This is a genomic window from Sediminibacterium sp. FW305-C-269, assembly GCF_058231045.1.
This window is the reverse complement of the sequence record NZ_JBIQXQ010000001.1, coordinates 94,048-119,823: the sequence shown is the minus strand read 5'-3', so window position 1 is coordinate 119,823 and position 25,776 is coordinate 94,048. Positions and strand designations below refer to the sequence as shown.

Below are 25,776 nucleotides of genomic sequence, written 5' to 3'. Positions count from 1 at the left end.
GATTTTGTTTCGTAACTTCATTATATGAAAAAAACAGTGGTGCTCGGGGCATCTGAGAACCCCGAAAGATATAGTTATCTCGCCGTTGAAAAACTGAAACGTTACGGACATCCGGTGGTGGCCATCGGCCGGCAGGAAGGAAAAATCGGCGATACACCGATCATTGCAGCACATCCGGCAGAGAAGGAGGTGGATACGGTCACCTTGTACCTGAATCCGCAGCTGCAGAAGCAGTATTACGATTATATCCTGTCGCTGCATCCCAAACGGATCGTCTTTAATCCCGGTACGGAAAACACGGAACTTTCCAGTCTCGCTAAGGCCAATGGTATTGAACCACTGGAAGCCTGCACGCTGGTATTACTGGGTACCGGACAGTATTGATGACCGCTGCTGTTACGGTTCATTCAATCTAATGGAATTACTGACGGGTGATGTTCTGTTCCTTATTATAAAGATTCTCCGGTAACGACTGCAGCTGGGTTTTGTTTCTCATTAATCTGTAACTTCCGCTACACTGCTTATAAAACAGTGGCCGCATATGAGAAAATATTTCCTGCTCCTGAAAAGCTTGTTGTTACTGGCTGCTACACCTGTTTCTTTTGCACAGAACAAAAAGCCTTCGGTTCCCCAGCTTCCCATGAAGCTCTGGTACAACAAGGCATCCACTGCCTTTGAAGAGGCGTTGGTATTGGGCAATGGACAAATGGGCGCTACGGTGTATGGCGGTGCGGTAACCGACCTGATACATTTGAATGATATCACGCTTTGGTCCGGTGAACCGGTAGACCCTTACCTGAACAAAGATGCCTATCAACATTTGCCTGCGGTGCGCGAGGCACTGCAGCGGAATGATTATGCGGCGGCCGATACACTGGTAAAAAAACTGCAGGGAAAATTTTCGGAGTCCTATGCACCGCTGGGCAACCTCTATCTGGATTTTCCTGCATCAGATGTAACGCAGTATTACCGGGATCTAGACCTCGACAAAGCAGTGGCTTCCGTGCAGTATGAAGTGGCGGGCAACCGCATTAAACGTGAATACTTTGTATCGCATCCGGATAAGGTCATGGTAATCCGGTTAAGCGGTACAAAGGCAAAAGGGTTGTCATTCAGGGTGCGTTTTGATTCCCAACTGAAGTACAAAGCAATAGAGGGAAAACCGTACCTGTTTTTCCGTGGAAGCGCTCCTGTGCGGGCAGAACCCAATTATGTACGTAAGAAAGGGAATCCGATCCTATACCTGGAGAACAGGGGTACCCGTTTTTCCGCTACCGTTCTGGTGAATAGTACTGATGGAAAAATAACCCGCACCGATTCCACCTTATCTGTTGATGCCGCAACAGAAGCAACCATCTATGTTTCCCTGGCTACCAGTTTCAATGGCTTTGATAAGAACCCTGTCACACAGGGATTACCTGATACAGAAATAGCAGCCCGGCAGTTACTGGCGGCCAGCCGTAATACCTACCAGCAGTTACTGCAGCGACACCTGGCAGATTATCAGCGTTTTTTTAACAGGGTATCCCTGAAACTCGCGGATACGGATCCCGTAAACCTTCCTACGGATGAACGCCTGCGACGTTACAGTAAAGGCGCTGTGGACCCTTACCTGGAAACCCTGTATTTTCAGTTTGGCCGTTACCTGCTCATCAGCAGCTCGCGTACGAAAGGGGTTCCTGCTAACCTGCAGGGGTTGTGGAACCCGCATATCCAGCCGCCCTGGAGCAGTAACTATACCATGAACATCAATGCGGAAGAAAATTACTGGCTGGCAGAGAATACCAACCTCTCGGAAATGCATCAGCCCTTTCTCAGTTTCATAGAGAACCTGGAGAAAACAGGCCGCATCACTGCCCGTACTTTTTACAATGCACCGGGTTGGACCTGTCACCATAACTCTGATATCTGGGCCATGACCAATCCGGTGGGCGATTTTGGTAATGGTGATCCCGTATGGGCCAACTGGAATATGGGGGGTGTATGGGCAGCCACGCATTTGTGGGAGCATTATGCCTTTACGCAGGACAAACAATTTCTTGAAGAGAAAGCCTATCCCTTGATGAAAGGCGCGGCAGAATTTTCTCTTGCCATGCTGGTAGACGATGGCAAAGGGAATTACATCACGTCGCCGTCCACATCGCCGGAGAACCACTACAAAACACCGGATGGGTTCCAGGGAGCCACTTTATACGGGGGTACGGCAGATCTGGGTATGATTCGGGAATTGTTTATTGACTTGATCGCTGCGCAAAAAATACTGAAAACAGATCCTGCTTTTCAGCAACGGCTGCAACAGGCACTGGCAAAACTTTATCCGTACCAGGTAGGCAAAAATGGGAACCTGCAGGAGTGGTACCACGATTGGGAAGATGCGGATCCCAAACACCGCCACCAGAGCCATTTGTTTGGATTATATCCCGGCACGCATATCACCACAGAGCATACCCCCGCATTGGCAAACGCAGCCAAACGTACACTCGAGATCAAGGGTGATGAGACCACCGGCTGGTCAAAGGGCTGGCGCATCAATTTATGGGCGAGGCTGAAAGATGGTAACCATGCTTACAAGATGTACCGCGAACTGCTGAAATATGTAGAACCAGATAATGTAAAAGTGAACTATCGACGGGGAGGCGGCACTTATCCGAACCTCTTTGATGCACATCCTCCTTTCCAGATCGATGGTAATTTTGGTGGGGCCGCTGCAGTGGCGGAAATGCTGCTGCAGTCAACGCCCGATAGGATCGAAATATTACCTGCTCTGCCTGCTGCCTGGTCAACCGGCGAGGTTCGTGGACTAAAAGCGCGTGGCGGTTGGGAAGTGGGGATGCGATGGGCAGATGGAAAACTGACTTATCTGGAAGTAAAGGGGAGGCCCGGTACAACGGTCACCTGGTCATACCAGGGACAGGAAAGAAAAGACAAACTGGATAAAACGGGGGTATGGGTTACACCAGGTAAACGAATGGTAGCCTTCCGTTGACGTTGAGAGAAGGGGAAGCCCAGATTTGACCTGCTAAAGACCTGTATGCAGACAAATCAATACCTGCCAGGCAGCAGAAGCAAAGCCAGCCTGCATATTTTTGAAGCCTCTCAAAACAACAAAGTAATTGCTAAAAACAGGACTGGAAAATGACGGATGTCATTTTCGAAGCTGTTGTCTTTCAGTAAACTTTGTGTAGAAAATATAGATACCCTTAGCAAAAGTCTCTTTGCCATCGCGTACACATATTATCGCTTTCACTTTTAAATCTCCTTCGTATGAAAAGCGCTAATCTGGTTGTCACATTTTTCCTGCTGGTATTTTACCAAACGGCCTGTGTGCCTGTTAAGTATACCAATTATTTTAACAATGCCTATTATGCTTCCCTTGCCGAAAACCAGGGCAAACTGGATAGTGCCGTTTATTATTATACCCAGGCTTTGCAGAAAGAGCCAAAGAATGGCAACCTTTACCAGAAAAGGGCCATCGTATACAATAAGATGGGGCGCTATACAGAAGCGGGCGCCGACATTGAAACAGCCATCGGAATATCCAAACGGACCTGGGAATATTATTATACCCGTGCCAGCATCCTGGAAAAACAGGGACAGTATAACCAGGCCATCAATGATTACACGCAATACATCGATAAGGCCGATAAAAAAGTAGCCGATTATTATATGGGTTACTGGGGTCGGGGTAAATGCAACCTGTATGCAGGTAACCAGCTGCAGGCTGCAGAAGATTTTTCGCAGGCTATCAAATTCAAGCCAACCGATCTGAACCTGTTTACCTGGCGTGCCAGCTGCTATTATGGGCTGGACCGGTATGCCGACGCGGCCAAAGACTATGAGACTTACCTGGAGAAGAATCCAAAAAGTTATCGCGAATCTTTTTATCTGGGGGCCGCTTATACTAAAATGGGTGAGAAAGCCAAAGCTGTGAATGTTCTGAACAGACTGGCTGAAACAGATCTGACCATCCCCATTTATTTTACCGGGGCACAGCAGTTGGATTTTTTTGACCTGGCATTGCGCAATAAAAAAGTAAGGAGTGAACTGGATGAAGTAGCAATCAGTCTTGAAGGCATTGGCACTGCATCCAGATCATTGGCAGATATCAACCTGAATACTGCATTCGAAAGATTGCAGGTGGCATGGGGTTATGCAACCAGCATTGAAAAAGAGAGCAAACAGTTATTGGATTCCGTGATGAGCCAGATCTTTTTTGTGTACCCGAAACTGAAAGTAAAACCTCCTGTTCCGGAATACGTGCGCAAGCTGACCGTTCAGGCTACCAGTTTTGTGGAAGACAAAAACTATAGCCAGGCCATTGAGTATTATCAACGGGCATTAACGGCTTGTCCTTATTATCCGTTGGCGAGGTTCAATATGGCGATGTTACATGCCACCCTGCGCGATTTCAGGAGTGCCATCCAGCAAATGAATGCGTATATGCGGTTGGCGCCGGATGCGCCGGACATACGTGCGGCACAGGATAAGATCTATGAATGGGAATTGCGGGTAAAAAATTAGGTCATATGCCCGCATCTGCGGGTAGAAACAGTTCATGTATGCGTTCGGCCATCATTTATATTATATGGTTTTCTTTGTTACTGCCTGTAACAGCCATGACACAACAGATCAAACCGGTTTGTGCCTATTGTAACCGGTCTCAGTCGCAGATAGCTTCTTCGGGACATGCTTCCAGCTGCCCGTATTATGTGGCACCTAAAAAAACAGGTGCCGGTATCTCACCCAGCTATTCATCCAGTATGCAGATGATGGTCACCAGCACTTTGCTGCAGGGCATATTTTCCGACCTGTTCAGTTCCAACCAGCAACAGCAGCAGAAAGAGCAACAGCAGAAATTACTGGCAGAACAACAGAAAATAAAAGCGGCGGCGGAAGCGGCATGGCAGAAAAAAATCAAAGATTCACTCGATCAGTTGAATTACCTGAAGCTGATGTCATCATACAAGCTTTTGCAAGGTGGTTCAGTGGGCCTGCAGATGAAAAAACTGGATGGTGATATGGAAGCTTTGCGTGCCTGTGCCGCCAGCCAGTTTGATGGAGGCATACGGGTGAAAGATACCGTTGGTGTATCAGGCGGCACCAATTTTTTTGGTACCCGCATGGACTCTGCACAGATCAACACCCTGATAGATCCTGATAAGGATACGGTGATCGCAGACATTAACAATGCAGACCTTTTTCTGCGTGAGCGTAAAAAAGAAGATAGTGCACAATTGGCCCGTGCCGCCGATTCGGCTGCAAAGAATTCAGCTAAAGCAGGTTTTAAAAAGAGCCCGGAATGCGACAAACTGCAGACCAGGTTGAACAACTACCTGAACCAGCGCGATAAGTTCCACAAGACCATACTTACCACGCAGAAGGACCTGGCCGAATGGAAACAGAAGAACAATGATGCCCTTTGGAATGCGGCCACATCGGGTTTTGACTTACTGTTCAGTAAATTCCTGGCCAATGTATCGCTCAAGGGAATACAGGCGGAGAATATCCGGCTCAGGCTGCTGAAGCAGGAAGAAGCGCTGCGGGCCAAAGGGGTGGACTTTGATAAGTACCTGGGTGTATTGAACCAACGGATCTTTACGGCCAATAACCTGGCAAAAGATGCGTCTGAGTTCAAGGACGCTGTGGAGTACGATGCTTTTTTCCGGGACGCGGTACAGATAGGCGCTTCCCGCATTGCGGAAACAGATACGGTATATCAGCAGATCTTACAGGATACTACGGTGAAACAACTGCTGAACGACGGCGGTTTTGTAGAAGTGGATGCCGGACAGTTTGCTGCGGGAAAGACAGTGGAGAAGATCCTGTCTTCCAATTTCCTGAAGAACCTGAAAGGGTTCAGCAATAAGATACCCTACGTTACCTATGCCCAGTTTGCAACCGATATGATCTACAACGCAACCGACTGGTGGCAAAGCTACCAGCGCATCAAACAACTGCGGGACGTAAGTGGACAGGAAACCCGGGCAGCTATGAGCCTGCAGATGAATATTGATAAAACAATGGAACAGCTAAAGGGATGCCGTGAATAATTGGGGATTAGGTGACCAACAACAGCTGGGGCAGAAGCTTGCCATATACCATAGTGCTGCTATGGGGATACCATACGCCCTGGATAGGGGTAGGCGTATCATCGGCGTATCACCGGAGTATTAACGGATAGTGATTGGATGGCAATAGCTATAACTTAACTATAACTTCACTATAAGTTAGCTATAATCTCCAGCCGATGTTGGTCGCCTGAGGTAACTATATATTTGTTAGACCAACAACGGCGGATCTATAATCCGTCGGTGTTGTTTTGATCCATTATTCTGTTCTTCGTCTCCCCCTTCATCATTCCTTGCTCACCATTCATCATTCAATATTCCCTCATCCTGCCCACCCCTCTCTGTCCAGGCTCCGGAACTGTATTGCTTCCGCCAGGTGTTCTGGTTTAATGTCGGTACTTTCCGCCAGGTCTGCAATGGTGCGGCTCACTTTCAGGATACGGTCATAGGCACGGGCACTGAGGTGTAAACGTTCCATCGCTTTTTTTAACAGGTTCTCTCCCACGGTACTGATCATGCAGATCTCGCGTAACAGTTTGCTGCTCATCTGGGCGTTATTGTAGATGCCGGTATGTGCCAGGTATCTTTCTGCCTGCAGTTCTCTTGCCCTGATCACACGGTCCCGGATCGTGGCTGAATTTTCTGCTGTTTGCTGGCTGCTGAGTTCACTGAAAGCTACGGGCGTCACTTCCACATGCAGGTCAATGCGGTCGAGCAATGGGCCGGATACTTTGTTCAGGTATTTCTGTACAGCTCCCGGCGGACAGGTACATTCTTTTTCCGGGTGATTATAATACCCACAGGCGCAGGGGTTCATGGAAGCGATCAGCATGAAATTGGCCGGGAAATCAAGGGCCATTTTAGCGCGTGAAATGGTGACCCTTCTTTCTTCCATAGGTTGACGCATCACTTCCAGCACTGTGCGTTTGAATTCCGGCAGTTCGTCCAGGAATAAGACGCCGTTATGCGCCAATGAGATCTCGCCGGGTTGCGGTGTGCCACCACCACCTACCAGGGCAACATCGGAAATGGTATGGTGTGGTGAACGGAAGGGACGTTTGCTGATGAGCGCGCTGTTTTCGGGAAGTTTGCCGGCCACACTGTGTATTTTGGTGGTCTCCAGTGCTTCCTGCAGACTCAGCGGCGGTAAGATAGTGGGTAAGCGTTTGGCCAGCATCGTTTTTCCGGCGCCCGGTGGGCCTATCAGGATGGCATTATGTCCGCCAGCTGCCGCTATCTCCATGGCCCTTTTGATGTTCTCCTGACCTTTGACCTCACTGAAATCAATATCGAACTCGTATTGGTCACTGAAAAATTCTTCGCGGGTATTGACAACTACCGGTTGCAGGTAATTTTCATCCTCAAAAAAACGTACCAGATCTGTGAGGTGTTCCACACCGTACACCTGTAGGTTGTTCACCATGCCCGCTTCCCGTTCATTGGCTTTGGGTACGATCAGGCCGGTGAATCCTTCTTTGCGGGCCTGGATGGCAATGGGTAAAGCGCCTTTAATGGGTTGTATGCTTCCATCAAGACCCAGTTCACCCATGATCACATATTGTTGCAAACGTTCAGTTGCTGTTATCTGTTCGCTGGCACCCAGGATGCCAATGGCAATGGGCAGGTCAAAAGCAGAGCCGCTTTTCCGGATATCTGCCGGAGCCAGATTCACCACGATCTTGGTACGTGGCATAAAGAAGTCATTGGTCTTGATAGCGCTTTCGGTTCGTTGCAGGCTCTCCCGTACGGCATTATCGGGTAAACCCACAATGGTGTAATGCTGCCCCATGCTTACGTTCACTTCAATCGTGATAGTAATGGCTTCTACACCATATACGGCACTGCCAAATGTTTTTACCAGCATGGGAAGCTTTCTTTTCTGCTGGCAAGATAAGCTGGATGTTTGAGCTGTGATAGCGTATTTATACCTGATTTAATGCCCGTTCCGGGAGATCACCGGATGGATTCTCGTAAAATGATCATTGGTCAGTTCCATTGGATAGCAAAGTACAGACAGGGGGTGGTACCTACATTACTCAGATTGTGCAGTACATTGGACCCCAGCCATACCACATCGCCCGGATTGGCTTTCTGGTGTTCGGAGCCTATCTGCATTTCGGCATTACCATCCAGCATGAGTATAATCTCTTCGTTTTTGTGGGTATGTGGGTCGTGACTCTTCCATCCCTGGTTCAATTGCGTTACGTGTATGTCAAAACGGTTGAACATAGTGGTTTGCCTGTCGAACAATTGACGAACACCCCCTTTGTCGTGGGGTTTGAATACCATATCATTCCAGTTCATCATAAACGAAGTACCGGCTTTGCTGCCTCTGTCCGCATCGGGTTGGGCAATGGATCTGTAGCGCATTTCGTATACCTGAGCGTCTGTATTACCGGTGTTTTCCATGCTTACCCTATCGCCGGGTAATACCAATATAACAGAACCCCGATCGAGCTGGCTATGCTGTTGGTTCAGGTGAACTGTTACCGGGCCGTTTTTAATGATGAAGAAAAGTTCGTCATCGTTAGGGGCTGGCTTGTAATGGAGGGTTTTGCCTTTCTCTATTTTGATGAGGGTAATGGTCTGTTCGGCAAGAATGGCACCTGAACCGGACAAGATCTCTTTGCGGGTGCCGGTCTTTGTTTTGGTTTCGGGGTTTTTATTCAGAAGATATACCTCTGAGACAAGGGGTGCCTGCGCAAACAATTGGATGCTGAAGAGAAGAGCAGCGAAAAGGATCGGGAGCTTCATATGGCAAGTGTTTGTACCGAGGAAGATACTTATAATTTATTCAACAAATCCACCACACCTTCTTTTTTCAGGATAAGATAACCCAGTCTGTCGTTGCTGATCCCTTGTTTTAGTTGGTAGCTGAATACGAGCTGGTCTTCTTTTACCGAGGTTTCAAAATAATGGAATTGGATATTCTCATATTTTTTGAGGTCGTCCCCGATCTCGTAGAGATGGGTAGATAATACAAAAAGGGCGTTCTGCATTTTCCGTAAACCTTCGATCACCGTGGTACTGCATTTAACGGCATCCTGCTGGTTGGTGCCTTTGAACAGCTCATCGATCAGGATGAGCCAGTTCCTGCCATCACTGATCTTTTCAATGGTGTTCTTGATGCGTTGTACCTCATTAAAGAAGAAACTTTCTCCTTTGATGATATTATCGACCACCTGAATATTGCTCAGTAACCCGTCGAACAGGCTCAGCTGCATTTGTTTTGCAGGTACGCCCATTCCGAGGTGTGCCAGGTATACGGCCACTCCTACGGCTTTGATGAAAGTGCTTTTACCGGCCATGTTGGCGCCGGTAAGAAAGAGGAAATTCCTGTCTTTGGTCAATTCAATATCATATGAAACCGGCATCTGCAGTAACATGTGATACAGTCCCTTGGTTTTAATAAAAGGCTCTTTACTTTCTGCGATCTCGGGAAAACAGAACCCATATTTGCTACAGGCTTTTGCTACGCTGAGGTATGCATCAAATCGGCTGTACAGTTCTACCAGCTCAACACTCTGGTTTTTGAAGTGGTTTCGTAAAAAACCGCCATAATATAATATCTTTTCTGGCTGTAATTGTTTTTTATCCTCCCGGATCAATTCCTGGACAGCATTTTTACTAAGCAGCATCGACATGCGCGTGGTCCAGGTGGCAAGCTGTTTGCTCAGGTTGGACTGTTGCTGCAGCAGGTCAACAATTTTTTGCAGCCCGCCTGCAAAATCAATGGCATGTTCTACCGTATAACGGATCAATGAATAATCGGGATTATTGAGGATCTTATACAGCAGGCTATTGACCCGATTGGGAATTTTTGGGAAAGCATTGATCTGTGAGTCATAGAATCTCTCCATCACCATGATGGTCCCGTTGGTGACCGTAACGGGCCAGTCCTGGGTTACTTGCATCAATTGCCGGATGGTAAGCTGCGTATCGTTGATCTCCTGAAGGGTCTGCAGCGGATGTGCCAGCAGGTAACGGAGGTATTCCCTGCCCACATTGGTTTGGGTATGGTTCAGGTGAAAAAAGACAGATTGCTCCTCTTCACTGTGAAAGATGGAGAGATCGGCAAGAGTGGTTTTGTCTACCTGCATAAGGTTAGTTGGAAGTGAGAAGTCTTACCTGAAGTTAGGTGTTGTTTGGCAATCATCCATCCCGGCTTCCGGCTTCTTTATCGTTCAAACTGCATTCTTTGTCCCTTCTGTGATTCATCAAACACCCCATTTCCATAAACCAGGTGACCATTTACAAACGTGTGTGTAACGGATGCCGGGAAATGAAAACCTTCCAGCGGGCTCCAGCCGCATTTGTACAGGATATTTTCTTTAGCCACCGTATTGCCCTGGTGCATGTTGACCAATACCAGATCGGCATGGTAGCCTTCGCGGATATAACCGCGTTCTTTGATCTGGAAACAGGTTGCCACGGCATGGCTCATTTTCTCCACTACTTTCTCTATACTGATCTTCCCTTCCTTCACATAATGAAGCATGAGTTGCAATGAATGCTGCACCAGTGGCAGGCCGGCGTGTGCATGTTCGTAGTCCTCCTGTTTCTCTTCCCAGGTATGCGGTGCATGGTCGGTGGCGATGATATCCAGCCTGTCGTCGAGCAATGCCTCCCACAGTGCTTTGCGGTTATGGGGTGCTTTGATGGCGGGGTTGCATTTGATCTGGTTGCCCAGTGTTGCATAATCCTCGCTGGTAAAATGCAGGTGGTGCACACATACTTCGGCAGTGATCCTTTTTTCAGCCAGGGGCAGCATATTACCGAACAGCTGTAATTCCTTTTCTGTGCTGATATGAAGTATGTGCAAACGACTATCAAATTTTTTGGCATACTGGATAGCGCGGAAAGAGGATTCAAAACAACCTTCCTCGTTGCGGATGATCGGGTGGTCGGAAGGTTCCAGTTTTGCTTTCCGGCTCTTCAGCGCCTGCAGGTTAGCCTTGATAATGGATTCATCCTCACAATGTGTGGCTATGAGCAGTTCGGAACCGGCAAATATTTTTTCGAGTGTCAGCGGATTGTCTACCAGGAGGTTGCCGGTAGAAGAACCCATGAATATTTTTATACCGCAGATATCCTGTTTCCTTTCATTGGTGCGCAGCACTTCTTCCAGGTTATCGTTAGAAGTGCCCATGAAAAATGAATAGTTGGCAAGGGAGGTGTTTCGGCCTATTTCGTATTTGTCTTCCAGTAAAGCATGTGTAAAAGCGGGGGGATTGGTATTGGGCATTTCCATAAAACTGGTAACACCGCCCGCCACGGCCGCTTTGGCTTCTGTGTAAATGGTGGCTTTGTGCGTAAGCCCGGGCTCGCGAAAATGCACCTGGTCATCGATCACGCCCGGCAAAAGATACCGGTCGCTGGCAACCAGTTCCGTACTGTTTTCTTTGGTGGTAATGTTCGCGGCGATCTTTTCGATCCTGCCGTTCTTCACCAATACATCAGCATGTACCTGTTTTCCTTCGTTGATGATACAGGCATCTTTCAGGAGAAATGTTTTCATGACTGCAAGTTATTAAATAGTAGTGAGTGCTGAGTAGTGAGTGGGGAGGATTGTCAATTGGCAATGGATAATTGGCAATGGAGGACTGTGTTAAGGGTTTTTTCTATTTATCGCTCACTACTCACGATTGACCATTCACGATTACCCATTGCTTATATCAATCCTCAAAATGAATGGAAAACACGATCATACGGGAGAGGATCTGGTCGAGGGCGCGTGAATATTTCAGGTTGGGGTCCACTTTATGCAGGTTGCTCAGTCCGTTACTGATCTTGATCTCCGGTGAGATGGTCACGAATGGCAGGTAAAAATTAAAGCCGATACCGAGCTCAAACCCGAAATCGTTTCTTTTGATTTTGATGATATCGTCCGCATTACGGGCGGTAGAGTTGCTCGAAAGATCCGTGTCGAATTTGATACCTCCCAACAGGTAGGTCCGAAAATTGCCAATACGGTCTGAGTTGAATTTTAGCTGGAAAGGGAAACTCACCAATGTGGTAGGAAGGGTCTGGTTCTGGAAACTGGCTTCTCCTGGCTGGGTCTTGCTGAGTGTGTAGGCGATATATTTGGAGCCGCCGATGATCAGTTGCGGATTGGCACGCACCTGCCAGTGATCGCTAAGCCTGCCGGTAGCCAGCAAGCCCATGGCAATTCCGCCGCTGGAGCCAGGTTCGGCAGACATGATGGAATCGTTCTGCAGGAAATAAGGTGATTTGCTGATGTGCAGCGAGGAGAAATTATACCCCAGGGTAAGGCCGAAATAATAAGGCATATCGTCGTGGTTACGGCGATAGACTTCCTGCTGCGCAGATACGCGGGATGCACAACAAATAAGCACAAAGAAAAACAGGACTACTTGCTTCCGCAATAGATAGTGCATATTCCTAAACTAAGTTTTTTCAGATAAGTTTGGGTAAATCCTGCTTCATTCATGATGTTTATAAAGGTTTGTCCTTCGGGGAAGGCCTGAACACTATCGTTCAGGTATTGGTATGCGTCTTTGTTTCTTGCAAAAAACTTTCCGATGGCTGGTGTTACCTTGTTCATATAGAAGTTGAACAATACCGATAACATACCCGCATCGGCTTTTGAGAATTCCAGAACCACCAGTTTGCCACCGGGACGTAATACCCGGCGCATTTCCTGCAGCCCTTTTTCCAGGTTCTGGAAATTACGTACGCCAAAAGCTACAGTAATGGCATCAAAACTGTTATCGGCAAAAGGGAGTGCTTCACTATCGCCTTCCTGTAATTCGATCTTTCCGGTAAGCCCCAGTTTTTCTATTTTTTTCCTGCCCAGTTCCAGCATGCCTGCCGAAATATCAATTCCGGTGATCTTTTCCGGTTGCAGCATCCGCCAGGTCATGATGGCTACATCACCGGTGCCGGTGGCTACGTCCAGGAGCTGTTTTGGGGCCAGTTTTTTTAACTGGCTGATCGCTTTTTTCCGCCACCACACATCAATACCCACACTCAGAAAACGGTTCATGAAATCATACCGGTAAGCGATACTGTTGAACATATCGGCTACCTGTTCTTTCTTTTCCTGCCGGCTGTTTTGGTAAGGAACAACCTCATCATGCGCAAATTTCGCCATAGACAGCGAAGATATTGATTTTCTGCTGCCTGTACCTTTGTGTTCAGGTGTTTCAGGGGGCAAGGGGGTTAATATTTAGCAAAATTTGCCTGTAAACAGACTTTCTTTTCTGTAACGGATGATTTTCAGGGCAGTATCTTCGCTGTTCATGAAAGCCCGCATCTATAAATCAACCGGTTCCTGGTATGTGGCCAAAGGGTCAGACGGGAAATTGTACAATGCCCGTATCAAAGGGATCTTCAAGATAGATGAGATCACTTCTACCAATCCCATTGCCGTGGGCGATGAAGTGGAGATGGAGGTGGAGGATGTACAGGAAGAATCGGCCATGATCGATCATATTTACGACCGGAAGAATTATGTGGCACGGGTATCACCACACAACAAAAGACAGCATCATATCATCGCCTCCAACCTTGATCAAAGTATCCTGTTTGCCACGCTGAAAGAACCCAAGACCTCACAGGGTTTCATCGACAGGTTCCTGATCTCCTGCGAGTCATATCATATTCCGGCCATCATCGTTTTCAACAAAGCGGATCTCTACAAGAAAAAAGAGATGGATAAGTTCGGAATGCTCAAAGAGATCTATGAATCCATCGGGTATAACGTTGTATTGGCCAGTGTTCACACCGGGCAGGGGATTGCGGAAGTGAAACAATTGCTGCACAACAAGACCACTTTGCTCAGTGGGCATAGCGGTGTGGGTAAATCCACTTTTATCAATGCCGTGTTCCCGCAGTTCAACCTGCGTACGCAGGAAGTGAGCGGATGGAGCGGTAAGGGGATGCATACCACCACTTTTGCAGAGATGTTCGACCTGGATGGCGGACAGATCATTGACACACCGGGTGTGCGCGAGTTCGGCCTTGTAGATATCAGTAAACAGGAATTGTCGCATTTCTTTCCCGAGATGCGGGCGCTGATCAATGATTGCCAGTTTAACAACTGCATGCACATTAATGAACCGGGTTGTGCCGTAAAAGCGGCTGTGAATGCCGGAACGGTTTCGGTAGACAGGTACGCCAGTTATCTTTCCATATTGGATACCATGGAAGAGAACCTGTATTAAGCGTTTGTGCTGGTTTATTTTGTTCCGCTCACTTCATTGTAATCACTAAACCAGGAAGCATATTTTACGTAGTTATTGGCGATGCGGTCGATTTCGTCATGTACCATGTTCTGGGAAATATCTTTTACTTTTTTAGCCGGAACACCTGCGTAAATACTGCCAGCTTCCACTACGGTACCTTCCAGTACCACAGCACCAGCAGCGATGATGGCATTGCTGTGAACCACGCAACGGTCCATCACAATAGCTCCCATGCCGATCAGTACATCGTCCTGGATGGTGCAGCCATGTACCATCGCATTGTGGCCGATGGATACGTTATTGCCGATCACGGTTGGGTTTTTCTGGTAAGTGCAATGGATCACAGCACCATCCTGTATGTTCACTTTGTTACCCATTTTGATGAAATGAACATCACCCCTGATCACGGCATTGAACCATACGCTGCAATCATCACCCATCACTACATCTCCCACGATGGTGGCATTGGGTGCCACAAAACAATTTTGACCGAATTGGGGATGTTTTCCGAGAACAGGTAGTATGGTTGCCATATTTATGCGATTTTTACGGAATAAATTTCGCGTATAAATTTGAGGAATACCAAAAAAGATGAGTGGAATTTCAAATAGGCAATTATTTCTCGCACATGTGGCGCAGACCTCATCTGCCCCTATTGGTATTGAAATGGTGAAAGCCGCCGGCATTCATCTGTGGGATGCGGAAGGAAAAAAATATGTGGACCTGATTTCAGGTTTCAGTGTTTGTAATATTGGTCACTCACACCCCAAAGTGGTGAAAGCGGTGCAGGACCAGGCAACAGAATATATGCACCTGATCGTGTATGGTGAGTTTATAGAGTCACCGCAGACCGCTTATGCCAAATTGCTTACAGACCTGTTGCCTCCTTCGCTTGATTGTGTATACTTTACCAACAGCGGTGCCGAAGCCACTGAAGGTGCCATGAAACTGGCCAAACGGGTTACGGGGCGGACAAAGATCCTTGCCTGCAACAAAGCCTATCATGGCAGCACACAGGGTGCTTTGAGTGTGATGGGCGATGAATACTGGCGTAATGCATTCCGGCCATTGCTGCCGGATGTGTATCATTACGACTATAACAAACCGGAACTAACCGCTGCTATCGATACACAAACAGCTTGTGTGATTGTGGAAACCGTACAGGCTGAAAGCGGCATCATACAACCTTCTGCTGAATGGCTGCAGGCCATCCGGAAAAAATGCGATGAACAGGGCGCATTACTGATCCTCGACGAGATTCAGGCCGGTTTTGGCCGTACAGGCTCTCTCTGGGCTTTTGAACAGATGCAGTTGGTGCCCGATGTGTTGCTGCTTGGGAAAGCCCTGGGTGGCGGTATGCCCCTGGGTGCATTCATTGCAGGTCACAGCCGCATGCAAATGCTGACAAAGGATCCTGTATTGGGTCATATCACCACATTTGGCGGCCATCCTGTTTCCTGTGCTGCCGGTAAAGCTGCGCTGGAAGTATTGCTGGAGGGTCATTATATTGAAACGGTAAAAGCGAAGGAACAGTTGTTGCAGGAGAAACTGGTGCATCCCGCTATTGTTTCAAGGCGAAGTGCCGGTCTGTGGATGTCGTTGCAGTTTGCCTCAGACAAGATCGCCCAGGCAGTCGTACATGAATGTGTTCGGAACGGCCTGATCACCGACTGGTTCCTGTTCGCTCCCGATCGCATGCGTATCGCACCGCCGCTGATCATAACAGAAACAGAACTGGCCGAAGTTTGCGCAACCATCCTGCAAAGTATCGATGAGGTGATCAATAACGGCCACTAGATCAGCTCCCAGAGGACACCACGCTGAATTACTAATTATTAATTTCTAATTACTAATTAACCTTACAGGTATCCATCCGGCAAAAGCGGCTGTATAATTTCTCGTAAACGGGGATGATGTTTTTGATATCGAAACGGCAGGCCTGTTCATAAGCGGCTTCTTTCATAGCTGCCAGTTTCTTGTCGTCTTTCAGCAGTTCAATGGTATAACGGCTCATACCGCCCACATCGCCCACATCGGACATGTAACCGGTTTTTCCCTGAATATTGATTTCCGATAATCCTCCCGCATTGGTACTTACGACCACGGCCCTTGCTGCCATGGCTTCGAGTGCGGCCAGACCAAAACTTTCATATTCGGAAGGAAGCAGGAACACATCACTGACTGCCAGTATATCTTCCATCTGTTCCTGTTTGCCCAGGAAACGGATATCTTCTTCGCGGCCCAGGGCACGGGCCATTTCTTCGGCGGTATGTCTTTCGGGTCCGTCTCCCACCATCAGTAATTTGGCGGGCATTTCTTTGCGTACAGCATCAAAAACGTTGATCACATCATCCACCCTCTTCACTTTACGGAAATTGGAAGCATGCACCAGGATCTTTTCGCCGGCGGGGGCGATCACTTTCCGGAAAGCATCGATGGGTTTTTTGTTAAACCGTGCTACGTCCACGAAATTGTGGATCACGTCGATCTCTTTGGTGATGGCGAAAGATTTGTAGGTCTCATCCTTCAGGTTCTGCGAAACCGCTGTTATGGCATCACTTTCGTTGATGGAAAAAGTGACTACAGGTTCGTAGGTCTTGTCCCTCCCCACCAGCGTGATATCGGTACCATGCAGGGTGGTGATTACCGGAACATCCCTTCCGTTTTTCTTTTTTACGATCTGTTTGGCCATATAGGCAGCTGAAGCGTGCGGGATGGCGTAGTGCACATGCAACAGGTCAAGATCGTGGTTGATGATCACATCCACCATAGTGCTGGCCAGCGCCACTTCATAAGGCGGATAATCGAATAACGGATAGGTGGGGACCCGTACTTCGTGATAAAATATGTTGGCATTGAATACATTGAGCCTTACCGGTTGCTGGTAAGTGATAAAATGCACTTCATGACCCTCATCGGCCAGTGCTTTGCCCAATTCTGTGGCCAGCACACCGCTTCCACCAAAAGTGGGATAACAGACAATCCCTATACGCATGACTTTCAGAAGTTTTGGGCGCAGTACCGGAAGCAGGGTGTTTTGATCAGCCAACTGCTTCAGATAGGGCACCAATTGTATTGCAAGTAACAATTATTTCTTCATTTGGCCTCTCCGTTTATCCCGGTTGCTGAAATACCACAAATGGTTAACTTTAGCCTTATGAAAAAAACACTCACGGCATTATTGTTCTTACCACTGGTAGGTATGGCACAGACTGGCGATGAAGCCAGGATCAAAGAACTTTCAGACGAGATCATGCGTAACGGCAAAGCCTACAAACTGCTTCGCCAGCTAACCAAGGATATTGGCGGCAGGTTGTCCGGTTCGCCCCAGTTTGCCAAAGCAGTGCAGTGGAGTAAACTTTCCATGGAGCAGAATGGTGCCGATAAAGTGTACCTGCAGGAGTGTATGATACCACATTGGGTTAGGGGCGGTCAGGATAAGGCCTACCTGGTAGAGATCGATAAAAAGAAGACCAGCCAGAAGCTGGACGTGTTGGCATTGGGTAATTCGCTTGGCAGTGGAACAGTGACCGGTGAGCTGCTGGCCGTGGCTGATTTTGCGGAACTGGAAAAAAGAAAAGACGAGGTAAAAGGGAAGATCGTTTATTATAATAGCGGGTTTAATCCTACCAATATCAAACCTTTTGTTTCCTATGGTGAATCGGGTATCTATCGTCGCTGGGGCGCCAGCCGTGCCGCCAAATACGGGGCTATCGGCGTGATGATCCGCTCACTCACCGAATCAACGGCCAATGATCCGCATACAGGTGGCATGGCCTATATCGATTCGTTCCCCAAGATACCGGCCATCGCCGTAGGGCCCAGAGATGCGGATAAAGTATGGGCCATGAGCAAAGCTTCTGCCATGAAGCTGTCCATGACCACCAACGGTCATTTCCTGCCGGATACCATCGGTCATAATGTGATCGCTGAACTGACGGGTACCGAATTCCCCGATCAGATCATCACGGTGGGAGGTCACCTGGACAGCTGGGATGTGAACGAAGGGGCACATGATGATGGTACCGGCGTAGTGCAGACCATCGAGATTATGCGTGCCCTGAAAGCGATCGGATACCAGCCCAAACACACCATCCGTTTTGTACTGTTTGCCAATGAGGAGAACGGTTTACGCGGTGGTACCAAATATGCGGCGGAAGCCAAGGCTAAGGGGGAGAAACATGTGTTCGCACTGGAAAGCGATGCAGGTGGTTTTACACCCAGAGGTTTTTCTATCCAGGCCAGTAAAGCGCAGCTGGAAAAACTAAGAAGCTGGATCCCGCTGCTTTCCCCTTATGGTTCTTTCGAGATCACGGGTGATGGTGGTGGTGCGGATATCGGTCCGCTGAACAGGACCTTCGGGATACCCGTAGGTGAACTGCTGCCCGATCCGCAGCGATACTTTGACCTGCACCATGCCCGCAGCGATGTTTTTGAGAACGTGAACAAGAGGGAACTGCTGTTGGGTGCGGTAAATATGGCAGGCCTGATCTACCTGGTTGATAAATACGGGTTATAATGAAGAAGATATTCTGGACGGTTGGCGCCATCACGTTGTTGATCTTACTCATCTTCTGTTACTGGCGTTTCTATTTTGTACTGGCCGAAGGTACCCAGGCCGGTACGCTCAATATTTTCCAGAAGAAAGGTATTGTTTTCAAAACCTATGAAGGAAAGATCATTCTCAGCGGTTTTAAGGCCAACGTGCAGAGCAATGAGTTCTCTTTCAGCGTTACCAAAGAAGAAGTGGCGCAACAGTTGCTGCAGGTATCGGGTAGGGAAGTGAATGTGCATTACAAACAATATTTTGGTTCGCTGCCCTGGCGCGGAATGCAGAAATACATCGTAGACAGTATTTACGAAGTAAGGGGCGTGCCGGGCGAACCGGTGTTGAGGCCGAAGTAGGGAGTGGTGAGTAGTCAGTGGGTAGGAGTAAAGAATGCTATTTCGTATCTCTTCACCACTGACTACTCACTACTCACCAACCGCTCATATCATGCATGAAGCAGGAAGATGGCCAGCCTTTTATGGATATCCGGAATTTCCTGTTTCCATTTTTTGATGGATTTGGTTCGGATGGATTCTGAGGACGCCGTAATATCAACTGCAATGCACAAACGGGTCTCTTCGCGGCAGCTGTCTAAAATGTCTTTGATCAGCGGATTGTTGCGGTAAGGAGTTTCAATGAATATCTGTGTGCAGTTTCTTTTGTGTGAGTCGGTTTCCAGTTCGCGTAGTTTCTTTTTTCTTTCTATGGCATCGATGGGCAGGTATCCATGAAACTGGAAACATTGACCGTTCATACCACTGGCCATCAAAGCCAGCAGAATGGAGCTTGGACCAACCAGCGGTTTGATGGTGATGCCTGCCTGTTGGGCTGCTTCGGTCAATACCTGGCCGGGATCTGCTACGCCCGGACAGCCCGCTTCACTGATGATACCGATATTTTTCCCCGCTTTCAGCAACTGCAGGAACTGTGATTTTACCTCTTCTTCTGCCTTATGTATGGTAAACCACTGGTAATCATCGATGACCATTTCGCGCCAGATCTTTTTCAGGAAACGGCGGGCGGTCTTTTCATTCTCTGTAAAAAATACGGAACAGTCTTTCACGGCATCCAGCAGGTAGGCCGGAATGGTTTCCAGTGCTTCTTCGTGCAGTACGGTAGGTATCAGGTAAACTTTGCCTTGGCTCATAATTTAGCTGCCATTTATTTTTCGGCTTTTTTCAGCGGGTAGATGCTTAGTGTGGCGGCGATCACCGAATAAGCGGGGGCCAGTACCCATCCTACAATGGGTAGCAGATGCATCATGTAAAAAATGAGTCCGTTACCTACGGCCAGTCCTTTGTGGTTACCAATGAAGAAAATGCTTTGTGCCGGTGTTCGTTTGTGCCGTTCCATGCTGTAATCCAGCATGGAGAACCCGTAATAATAACATTCTACCAACACGGCAAGAATAGGAGTCAACCAGCCAATCAAGGGTATCAGACTAAGCAATAGGATGGATAATGTGTATACGGTTTGCCAGAGACTGTTTCTTGCGGCAATGATGATACCTCTTTTTATATCTTTCAGCAGTTGCTGAAAACTGAAAGGATATTCTTTACCCTCAATGATTGATTCTGTTTTTTCGCTCAGGTAGGCAAACAAGGGTGAGCCCACGATCAGGAAAACATATTTGAAAAGGGAAAAATAAAATAGCATCAGGATAAGCCATAGCAGCAGGTTGCCGATGATGAAGATAAACCCCAGAAACCCATTATCCAGTTTGTTCAGCCACTTGGCCAAACCGGTACGGTTACTCATCCATTCAAAGAATTCGCTGGATGTCTGGCTGAAGAAATACATACCCAAAACGAATAAAACCGCGTAAATGATACCTGGTATGATGATCCACTTCCACAGCTTATGCTCCCGTATGAACCGGTGAGCCTGGAAAAAAGCCTGGATACCAATGATCATTTCTTTCAGCACAGCTGGGGGATTTAGATTCGTAAAGTTAACACAATCCTTAGTTTTATGTCTATGAAAGCTATAACGCTCGGGCAGTATGATAAATTGCCTGTAGACTTTTACCAGCAAAAAGATGTTTGTGCGGTTGCCAGGGCTTTACTGGGCAAAATTGTTGTTACAGGTATAGATGGCAAACTCACCGCAGCCCGTATTGTAGAAACTGAAGCGTATAATGGTATTGTAGATAAAGCCTCCCATTCCTGGAATGGCCGCAGAACGGCACGTACTGAAGTCATGTATGCTGCCGGAAGCGTGTCTTATGTGTACCTGTGTTATGGGATACATCATTTGTTCAATGTAGTTACAGGGGAAAAAGGCGTACCACAGGCAGTGCTCATCAGGGCTGCGGAACCTGTATCGGGACTTGAACACATGTTGTTCCGGACACGTAAAAGAACGCCGGATCATTCTATCACCCGTGGACCGGGCAATTTTTCAAGGGCAATGGGTATTTGTACTGTTCATACCGGTATCAGTTTGCTCGGTGATGAGTTATTTATAGTGGATGATCGGTTACGTATCCCACCTTCATGCATATTAACTACGCCGAGAATCGGTGTGGATTATGCAGGAGAGGATGCAAGGCTGCCATATCGTTTTATACTGAAAGATAACCTGTATGTAAGCGGAAAACGATCTCAAAATATGTAATATTTATTGACAGATATATCGTTTTAATGCTATGAGTTGTATCATATAGGAGAAATATAGTTACAGGCTTCCAAATATCGCTTCCGGTGGGTGAATTTACTCTCTCAGGATAGTATAAATACGCTTGTATGGGTAGGGGGATATCTATAGATTAACGCTTATAAAATAAGCGTATGGGTAAAGTAATACAAACCTATCCCGCCCGGATAGTTCAACGAATCTTTTTTATCAGGATGCATAAAGTCATATTTGATTTTGACCTTGCAGAAATGTATGGTGTTGAAACCCGTGTATTAAAGCAGGCTGTGAGGAGAAACATTGATCGGTTCCCTAAGGATTTTATGTTTCAGCTAACTAAAAAAGAATTCAATGAGGTTATCACAAATTGTGATAACCTCATACAACTGAAATATGCCCCTGCACTACCAATGGTGTTTACAGAGCAAGGTGTTTCTATGCTTTCTTCTGTATTAAAAAGCAAACAGGCGATCAAGGTTAATATTGCAATCATGAGGGCATTTGTTCAGATGCGGCAATTGCTGGAAGGAAATAAAGATCTGGCAAAAAGGATCATTGAGCTCGAAAAGAAATATGATGGTCAGTTCAAAACAATATTTTCCGCTATCAGGTCTTTACTGCACGAAAAACAACGTCCAAGGGAACGGATCGGGTTCATAAAAGACAGAATACATTAATGGAAAAGGTTATCACAAATTGTGATAACCTTTTCCATTAATGTATTAAACAGTTGATATTGACAATCAGAACTTAGGACAATTCACAGGTTTGTCGGTAGAGGGCCTGCGTATATAGATCAGTGATAATTCGATACCTCCGCGGTTTTGTGAGGCAGTCTTTAAGGAAGAAGAGTTGTAATCATATGTGACACCCAGCCGAAAATCATCAAACTCCAAACCGAAATAGGGGATGATGGCATCTTTGAACCTGATCCAACTGCCGAAATAAAAACTGGTGGGCTTGGGTACATCCGGTGTGGCTGTCAGTTGTATGGCACCTCCGAGGATAGTGGCAGACGCACCTCCCTGAAACATTTGTTGGGCACTTACATGCAGGCTGGTATTTTGTCCGATAGGGAAATAACCACCGCCGTGAAAAGTGGTTCTGGGGTTTAGTACATACTGTGCCCCGGTAAAACTTTGCTGCGGGCGGTTGATATGATACATGCTTACACCAAAATAAAAATTATTCTGCTCAGAAGTGCTACCGTTATATAGAATACCTGCGTTCACATCAACATAGTTGGACTTCAGCGTAGCGCCGTTAAAGACCTCAGAAGTAACGCCCGTAAAACCTGAACTGGTAAGCTGGTCCTCAAATTTCAACTGAGCAGTGTTGATGAGCATATTGGCATAAGTTACCTGGAAACCACCCCCCAGCGTATGCATGCCATCTTCATCCAGTCCTTTGTGATAGGCTGTAGACAACGAAGCATAGTTAAACTTAACGGCTCCGTTGGCGCTGTTGTCATTGTAACCTACAGCACCGATCCCCCAGGTATCATTGCTGGGAATCCGGTTTTGCAGCATATGAAAATCGGCAGAAACGGTGGCAGTGGTAAATGCGTTATTTATAGAGGGCCACTGGTTACGGTAATTACCGGCAATACGGTAAGACCCAAAGAACTTACCTGTTAAAGCAGGATTCAATGTGAGCGGGGAACTGAAAAATTGTGAAAAATGCGGATCCTGTGCATTGGCAGAAACCAATACGAGGCATACCCAGCAACTAATGAACAATTTTTTTATAAACATCCGCAATATCGAATTTAGGTGAATCCGCTGAAGTTGCGGGTCCCATAACAAATATTAAAGCCGTCTTAACTATTTGCCGTTACGGGTGCAGGAGAAAGAATCAGAAGTTGATCAGGACTGCATTTTGGTACCAAAAGCGAGGTCGCCGGCATCACCCAGGCCGGGAACGATATAACCTTTGGCCGTCAGCTCTTCATCAATATCTCCGCACCAGATATAAATATCATCCCCACATTCGCGTTGGATATATTCAATGCCCATAGTGCAGGCAATGGCAACTACCACGTGAATTTCTTTGGGCGTGCCCTCATCCTTCATGTATTGGATCGTTTTTACGATGGAAGCGCCGGTAGCCAGCATGGGATCACTGATGATGACGATCCGGTTTTCTAGTGAAGGACAGCTCATGTATTCCAGGCTGATCTCAAAACTGCCATCACGGTGATGTTTCCGGTAGGCAGAAATAAAAGCGTTATCAGCCTTATCGAAATAATTCAGCATGCCATTGTGCATAGGTAAACCTGCCCTCAAAATGGTGGCCAGTATCGGTTGCAACTCCAGCACTTTGCTGTCATGTGCACCCAGGGGAGTAGGTATATCAACCGTTTTGTACGGTAAACGTTTACTGATCTCATAAGCAGCTACTTCGCCAATACGCTCCAGGTTGCGGCGGAAGCGCATGCGGTCGCCCTGCATATTCACATCTCTGAGTTCAGAAACCCAGTTGCTGACCAGGCTGTGTTGTTCGCTTAAATTAACTATCATGGCACCAGGGAATTACGGGGTAATTTGATCCCCAAAACTAAATTCTATCGGCTGGAATGGGAAATTTATGTTTTTACGACACAAAGGCGAACCGGTCACCATCAAAAAGTCCTTTGTCGCTTAATTTCAGGTGGGGTATCACCAGCAAAGCCATGAAACTGAGGGTCATGAACGGTGCACCCAGTGATGATCCCAGGGATTTGGCCATGGCGTCGATCTCCGTGTATGCCGCTGCTACCTGGTACCCATCGTTGGCGCTCATTAATCCTGCTACGGGCAGTCCCAGTACCTTTTCTGCACTGCCGTTTACACAACTGATACCTCCTCTTTCCCTGATTACCAGGTTGATGGCTTGAGCGATACTTATATCATCTGTACCTACAGCTACAATATTATGGCTATCGTGCGCTACGGAAGAAGCGATGGCCCCTTCCCTGAATCCGAAATTCCGGATAAAACATTTGGCCACCGGTGTGCTGTGGTAACGGTTAACGACCACCATCTTCAACACATCGTTGGTCACATCGCTTACCCAGGCACCATCGATCTGTTTGCCTGGCAGGTTCAGCCGGTTGGTGATGAGCTGGCCATCCAGAGCTTCCATCACCGGGATATTCCCATTGGAAGAAGGATATTCATTTGATTTGACCACCAGCTGCTCGGCTGCAATCGAAACACAGTTAAACTGGTTAATGGGTGTGGTTATAACTGAATGGATAAAGGATTTGCCGTTTTCAGCTACCAGTTTGCCATCGATAAAAGTTTTCAATATCCTGAAGTTTACCAGGTCTTCCGCCACAATAAAATCAGCCGGATCACCCTCGCGGAGCAATCCGATCGGGAGCTGGTAATGCAATACAGGATTAATACAGGCTGCACGCACCACATTGAAAATATCGTGTCCTTTGGCAATGGCACGGGCGCAGAGCTGGTTCAGATGACCTTCTACCAGACTGTCGGGATGTTTATCATCGCTACAGAACATGATCATTTTGGGATGGTCTTCCAGGAGTTCTATCAGGGCTTCGAAATTTTTAGCAGCACTTCCCTCCCGGATGAGTATCTGCATACCGTGCGCAAGTTTGTCTACCGCTTCTTCCGCTGTAAAACATTCATGGTCGGTAGAAATACCCGCTTCAATATATTGTTTGGCTTGCTCGCCCCTTAGTCCGGGTGCATGTCCATCCACTGGTTTGCCTGCCGCATGTGCTGCCGCGATCTTTTTCATTACTTCAGGATCCTTGAACAGGACCCCGGGAAAATTCATCATCTCGCTCAGGTACCGGATCTCCTTTTTCGCCAGCAGTTCAGTAATATCGTCACTGGTAATTGTGGCGCCAGCCGTTTCAAATACGGTGGCCGGAACACAGCTGGGCGCACCAAAATTGAATTTGAAAGGGGTTTGCTTCCCGTTCTCGATCATAAACTCAACACCGGGCATCCCGCATACATTGGCTATCTCATGTGGATCGCTCACTGTGCCCACGGAACCGTGTACCACGGCTAACCTGGCAAATTCGCTGGGTATGAGCATGCTGCTTTCAATGTGTACATGACTGTCTACAAATCCCGGCAGTAAAAATGTACCGACTGCAGAAGCATCTTCGCCGATTTGGGTAATGGCACTGATGATACCGTTATCTACTTTTATTTCTGCAGGGTAAATGGCTTTTTTCCAAACATCTACCAGATTGCCGGTGATCGTGAATGATGAGGATTGCATAATAAGAAAAACTTAAATGAACGATAAAACTCTGCTCCGTTTGTTCTTGCCTGTTTTTTGCAAGTACATTTGAAAC

The 25,776-nt window shown here is 47.3% G+C and carries 23 protein-coding genes; 10 read left to right on the top strand and 13 right to left on the bottom strand.

Going from position 1 to position 25,776, the window contains the following annotated elements:
- Positions 1 to 24: 24 nt before the first annotated feature.
- The 4 genes from ACH3Y6_RS00555 (at position 25) to ACH3Y6_RS00540 (ending at position 6,050) form a co-directional block, all read left to right on the top strand.
- Positions 25 to 384 (top strand): CoA-binding protein, encoded by a 360-nt coding sequence (locus ACH3Y6_RS00555; protein WP_490833611.1) that lies wholly within the window; start codon positions 25 to 27, stop codon positions 382 to 384.
- A gap of 157 nt (positions 385 to 541) precedes the next feature.
- Complete coding sequence (locus tag ACH3Y6_RS00550) at positions 542 to 2,986, top strand: glycoside hydrolase family 95 protein (RefSeq protein ID WP_490833610.1); 2,445 nt, start codon at positions 542 to 544, stop codon at positions 2,984 to 2,986.
- A gap of 278 nt (positions 2,987 to 3,264) precedes the next feature.
- On the top strand, positions 3,265 to 4,521 hold the full coding sequence (locus ACH3Y6_RS00545; RefSeq protein WP_490833609.1) for a tetratricopeptide repeat protein: 1,257 nt from the start codon (positions 3,265 to 3,267) through the stop codon (positions 4,519 to 4,521).
- Positions 4,522 to 4,559: 38 nt separating this feature from the next.
- Positions 4,560 to 6,050 (top strand): hypothetical protein, encoded by a 1,491-nt coding sequence (locus tag ACH3Y6_RS00540; protein ID WP_490833608.1) that lies wholly within the window; start codon positions 4,560 to 4,562, stop codon positions 6,048 to 6,050.
- A 340-nt stretch (positions 6,051 to 6,390) separates the two neighbouring features.
- On the opposite strand, the gene ACH3Y6_RS00535 is transcribed toward ACH3Y6_RS00540, so the two are convergent.
- From ACH3Y6_RS00535 to ubiE, 6 genes are all read right to left on the bottom strand, one after another.
- Positions 6,391 to 7,932 (bottom strand): YifB family Mg chelatase-like AAA ATPase, encoded by a 1,542-nt coding sequence (locus tag ACH3Y6_RS00535; protein ID WP_490833607.1) that lies wholly within the window; start codon positions 7,930 to 7,932, stop codon positions 6,391 to 6,393.
- Positions 7,933 to 8,054: 122 nt separating this feature from the next.
- The gene (locus ACH3Y6_RS00530; protein ID WP_490833606.1) at positions 8,055 to 8,822 is read right to left on the bottom strand and encodes a cupin domain-containing protein; all 768 of its coding nucleotides are present in this window, start codon (positions 8,820 to 8,822) and stop codon (positions 8,055 to 8,057) included.
- Positions 8,823 to 8,851: 29 nt separating this feature from the next.
- Positions 8,852 to 10,168 carry a MutS-related protein gene (locus tag ACH3Y6_RS00525; RefSeq protein WP_490833605.1) on the bottom strand — a complete coding sequence of 439 codons (1,317 nt, stop codon included), beginning with the start codon at positions 10,166 to 10,168 and terminating at the stop codon, positions 8,852 to 8,854.
- 77 nt (positions 10,169 to 10,245) lie between these two features.
- Positions 10,246 to 11,586: a dihydroorotase gene (locus ACH3Y6_RS00520; protein ID WP_490833604.1), complete on the bottom strand. Its 1,341-nt coding sequence runs from the start codon at positions 11,584 to 11,586 to the stop codon at positions 10,246 to 10,248.
- Between the two features lie 157 nt (positions 11,587 to 11,743).
- Complete coding sequence (porT, locus tag ACH3Y6_RS00515) at positions 11,744 to 12,466, bottom strand: type IX secretion/gliding motility protein PorT/SprT (RefSeq protein ID WP_490833603.1); 723 nt, start codon at positions 12,464 to 12,466, stop codon at positions 11,744 to 11,746.
- Complete coding sequence (gene ubiE, locus ACH3Y6_RS00510; RefSeq protein WP_490833602.1) at positions 12,439 to 13,182, bottom strand: bifunctional demethylmenaquinone methyltransferase/2-methoxy-6-polyprenyl-1,4-benzoquinol methylase UbiE; 744 nt, start codon at positions 13,180 to 13,182, stop codon at positions 12,439 to 12,441. The genes porT and ubiE overlap by 28 nt, the downstream gene beginning before the upstream one ends.
- Positions 13,183 to 13,330: 148 nt before the next feature.
- On the opposite strand from ubiE, the gene rsgA reads away from it, so the two are divergent.
- Positions 13,331 to 14,254, top strand: coding sequence for a ribosome small subunit-dependent GTPase A (gene rsgA, locus ACH3Y6_RS00505; RefSeq protein WP_490833601.1), 924 nt, complete (start codon positions 13,331 to 13,333; stop codon positions 14,252 to 14,254).
- A gap of 14 nt (positions 14,255 to 14,268) precedes the next feature.
- Here the strand turns inward: rsgA and ACH3Y6_RS00500 are convergent, their stop codons facing one another.
- On the bottom strand, positions 14,269 to 14,808 hold the full coding sequence (locus ACH3Y6_RS00500) for a gamma carbonic anhydrase family protein (RefSeq protein ID WP_490833600.1): 540 nt from the start codon (positions 14,806 to 14,808) through the stop codon (positions 14,269 to 14,271).
- 58 nt (positions 14,809 to 14,866) lie between these two features.
- Between ACH3Y6_RS00500 and ACH3Y6_RS00495 the strand changes: the two genes are divergently transcribed.
- Positions 14,867 to 16,072, top strand: coding sequence for an aspartate aminotransferase family protein (locus ACH3Y6_RS00495; protein WP_490833599.1), 1,206 nt, complete (start codon positions 14,867 to 14,869; stop codon positions 16,070 to 16,072).
- A gap of 52 nt (positions 16,073 to 16,124) precedes the next feature.
- Here ACH3Y6_RS00495 and bshA read toward each other — a convergent pair whose 3' ends face one another.
- Positions 16,125 to 17,270, bottom strand: coding sequence for an N-acetyl-alpha-D-glucosaminyl L-malate synthase BshA (bshA, locus tag ACH3Y6_RS00490; protein WP_490833598.1), 1,146 nt, complete (start codon positions 17,268 to 17,270; stop codon positions 16,125 to 16,127).
- A 162-nt stretch (positions 17,271 to 17,432) separates the two neighbouring features.
- Here bshA and ACH3Y6_RS00485 point away from each other — a divergent pair, with 162 nt between their 5' ends.
- Positions 17,433 to 18,794: a M20/M25/M40 family metallo-hydrolase gene (locus tag ACH3Y6_RS00485; protein WP_490833597.1), complete on the top strand. Its 1,362-nt coding sequence runs from the start codon at positions 17,433 to 17,435 to the stop codon at positions 18,792 to 18,794.
- Complete coding sequence (locus tag ACH3Y6_RS00480; RefSeq protein WP_490833596.1) at positions 18,794 to 19,180, top strand: DUF8785 domain-containing protein; 387 nt, start codon at positions 18,794 to 18,796, stop codon at positions 19,178 to 19,180. Before ACH3Y6_RS00485 ends, ACH3Y6_RS00480 begins: the two co-directional genes overlap by 1 nt.
- Positions 19,181 to 19,269: 89 nt before the next feature.
- Here ACH3Y6_RS00480 and ACH3Y6_RS00475 read toward each other — a convergent pair whose 3' ends face one another.
- A complete protein-coding gene (locus tag ACH3Y6_RS00475; RefSeq protein ID WP_490833595.1) occupies positions 19,270 to 19,971 on the bottom strand; it encodes an SAM-dependent methyltransferase in 702 nt (233 codons plus the stop codon).
- Between the two features lie 14 nt (positions 19,972 to 19,985).
- Complete coding sequence (locus tag ACH3Y6_RS00470) at positions 19,986 to 20,750, bottom strand: EI24 domain-containing protein (RefSeq protein ID WP_490833594.1); 765 nt, start codon at positions 20,748 to 20,750, stop codon at positions 19,986 to 19,988.
- A gap of 45 nt (positions 20,751 to 20,795) precedes the next feature.
- Between ACH3Y6_RS00470 and ACH3Y6_RS00465 the strand changes: the two genes are divergently transcribed.
- Together ACH3Y6_RS00465 and ACH3Y6_RS00460 are read left to right on the top strand one after the other, a co-directional pair.
- A complete protein-coding gene (locus tag ACH3Y6_RS00465) occupies positions 20,796 to 21,440 on the top strand; it encodes a DNA-3-methyladenine glycosylase (protein WP_490833593.1) in 645 nt (214 codons plus the stop codon).
- Between the two features lie 173 nt (positions 21,441 to 21,613).
- A complete protein-coding gene (locus ACH3Y6_RS00460) occupies positions 21,614 to 22,135 on the top strand; it encodes an ORF6N domain-containing protein (RefSeq protein ID WP_490833592.1) in 522 nt (173 codons plus the stop codon).
- A 66-nt stretch (positions 22,136 to 22,201) separates the two neighbouring features.
- On the opposite strand, the gene ACH3Y6_RS00455 is transcribed toward ACH3Y6_RS00460, so the two are convergent.
- The 3 genes from ACH3Y6_RS00455 to ade all read right to left on the bottom strand — a co-directional run bounded on the left by ACH3Y6_RS00455 (position 22,202) and on the right by ade (position 25,700).
- A complete protein-coding gene (locus tag ACH3Y6_RS00455) occupies positions 22,202 to 23,212 on the bottom strand; it encodes a PorP/SprF family type IX secretion system membrane protein (protein WP_490833591.1) in 1,011 nt (336 codons plus the stop codon).
- A gap of 111 nt (positions 23,213 to 23,323) precedes the next feature.
- Positions 23,324 to 23,977: a uracil phosphoribosyltransferase gene (gene upp, locus ACH3Y6_RS00450; protein WP_490833590.1), complete on the bottom strand. Its 654-nt coding sequence runs from the start codon at positions 23,975 to 23,977 to the stop codon at positions 23,324 to 23,326.
- A 73-nt stretch (positions 23,978 to 24,050) separates the two neighbouring features.
- A complete protein-coding gene (gene ade / locus ACH3Y6_RS00445; protein WP_490833589.1) occupies positions 24,051 to 25,700 on the bottom strand; it encodes an adenine deaminase in 1,650 nt (549 codons plus the stop codon).
- Between the last annotated feature and the right edge of the window lie 76 nt (positions 25,701 to 25,776).

Bases quoted from the DNA above. Each gene is read 5' to 3' on its own strand.
- ACH3Y6_RS00535 (WP_490833607.1), bottom strand. From the start codon at position 7,932: ATGCTGGTAAAAACATTTGGCAGTGCCGTATATGGTGTAGAAGCCATT.
- ACH3Y6_RS00545 (WP_490833609.1), top strand. From the start codon at position 3,265: ATGAAAAGCGCTAATCTGGTTGTCACATTTTTCCTGCTGGTATTTTAC.
- rsgA (WP_490833601.1), top strand. From the start codon at position 13,331: ATGAAAGCCCGCATCTATAAATCAACCGGTTCCTGGTATGTGGCCAAA.
- ACH3Y6_RS00525 (WP_490833605.1), bottom strand. From the start codon at position 10,168: ATGCAGGTAGACAAAACCACTCTTGCCGATCTCTCCATCTTTCACAGT.
- ACH3Y6_RS00530 (WP_490833606.1), bottom strand. From the start codon at position 8,822: ATGAAGCTCCCGATCCTTTTCGCTGCTCTTCTCTTCAGCATCCAATTG.
- ACH3Y6_RS00455 (WP_490833591.1), bottom strand. From the start codon at position 23,212: ATGTTTATAAAAAAATTGTTCATTAGTTGCTGGGTATGCCTCGTATTG.
- ACH3Y6_RS00540 (WP_490833608.1), top strand. From the start codon at position 4,560: ATGCGTTCGGCCATCATTTATATTATATGGTTTTCTTTGTTACTGCCT.
- ACH3Y6_RS00495 (WP_490833599.1), top strand. From the start codon at position 14,867: ATGAGTGGAATTTCAAATAGGCAATTATTTCTCGCACATGTGGCGCAG.
- ACH3Y6_RS00555 (WP_490833611.1), top strand. From the start codon at position 25: ATGAAAAAAACAGTGGTGCTCGGGGCATCTGAGAACCCCGAAAGATAT.
- bshA (WP_490833598.1), bottom strand. From the start codon at position 17,270: ATGCGTATAGGGATTGTCTGTTATCCCACTTTTGGTGGAAGCGGTGTG.
- ACH3Y6_RS00520 (WP_490833604.1), bottom strand. From the start codon at position 11,586: ATGAAAACATTTCTCCTGAAAGATGCCTGTATCATCAACGAAGGAAAA.
- ACH3Y6_RS00460 (WP_490833592.1), top strand. From the start codon at position 21,614: ATGGGTAAAGTAATACAAACCTATCCCGCCCGGATAGTTCAACGAATC.
- porT (WP_490833603.1), bottom strand. From the start codon at position 12,466: ATGCACTATCTATTGCGGAAGCAAGTAGTCCTGTTTTTCTTTGTGCTT.
- upp (WP_490833590.1), bottom strand. From the start codon at position 23,977: ATGATAGTTAATTTAAGCGAACAACACAGCCTGGTCAGCAACTGGGTT.
- ACH3Y6_RS00550 (WP_490833610.1), top strand. From the start codon at position 542: ATGAGAAAATATTTCCTGCTCCTGAAAAGCTTGTTGTTACTGGCTGCT.
- ACH3Y6_RS00480 (WP_490833596.1), top strand. From the start codon at position 18,794: ATGAAGAAGATATTCTGGACGGTTGGCGCCATCACGTTGTTGATCTTA.
- ade (WP_490833589.1), bottom strand. From the start codon at position 25,700: ATGCAATCCTCATCATTCACGATCACCGGCAATCTGGTAGATGTTTGG.
- ACH3Y6_RS00500 (WP_490833600.1), bottom strand. From the start codon at position 14,808: ATGGCAACCATACTACCTGTTCTCGGAAAACATCCCCAATTCGGTCAA.
- ubiE (WP_490833602.1), bottom strand. From the start codon at position 13,182: ATGGCGAAATTTGCGCATGATGAGGTTGTTCCTTACCAAAACAGCCGG.
- ACH3Y6_RS00485 (WP_490833597.1), top strand. From the start codon at position 17,433: ATGAAAAAAACACTCACGGCATTATTGTTCTTACCACTGGTAGGTATG.
- ACH3Y6_RS00465 (WP_490833593.1), top strand. From the start codon at position 20,796: ATGTCTATGAAAGCTATAACGCTCGGGCAGTATGATAAATTGCCTGTA.
- ACH3Y6_RS00475 (WP_490833595.1), bottom strand. From the start codon at position 19,971: ATGAGCCAAGGCAAAGTTTACCTGATACCTACCGTACTGCACGAAGAA.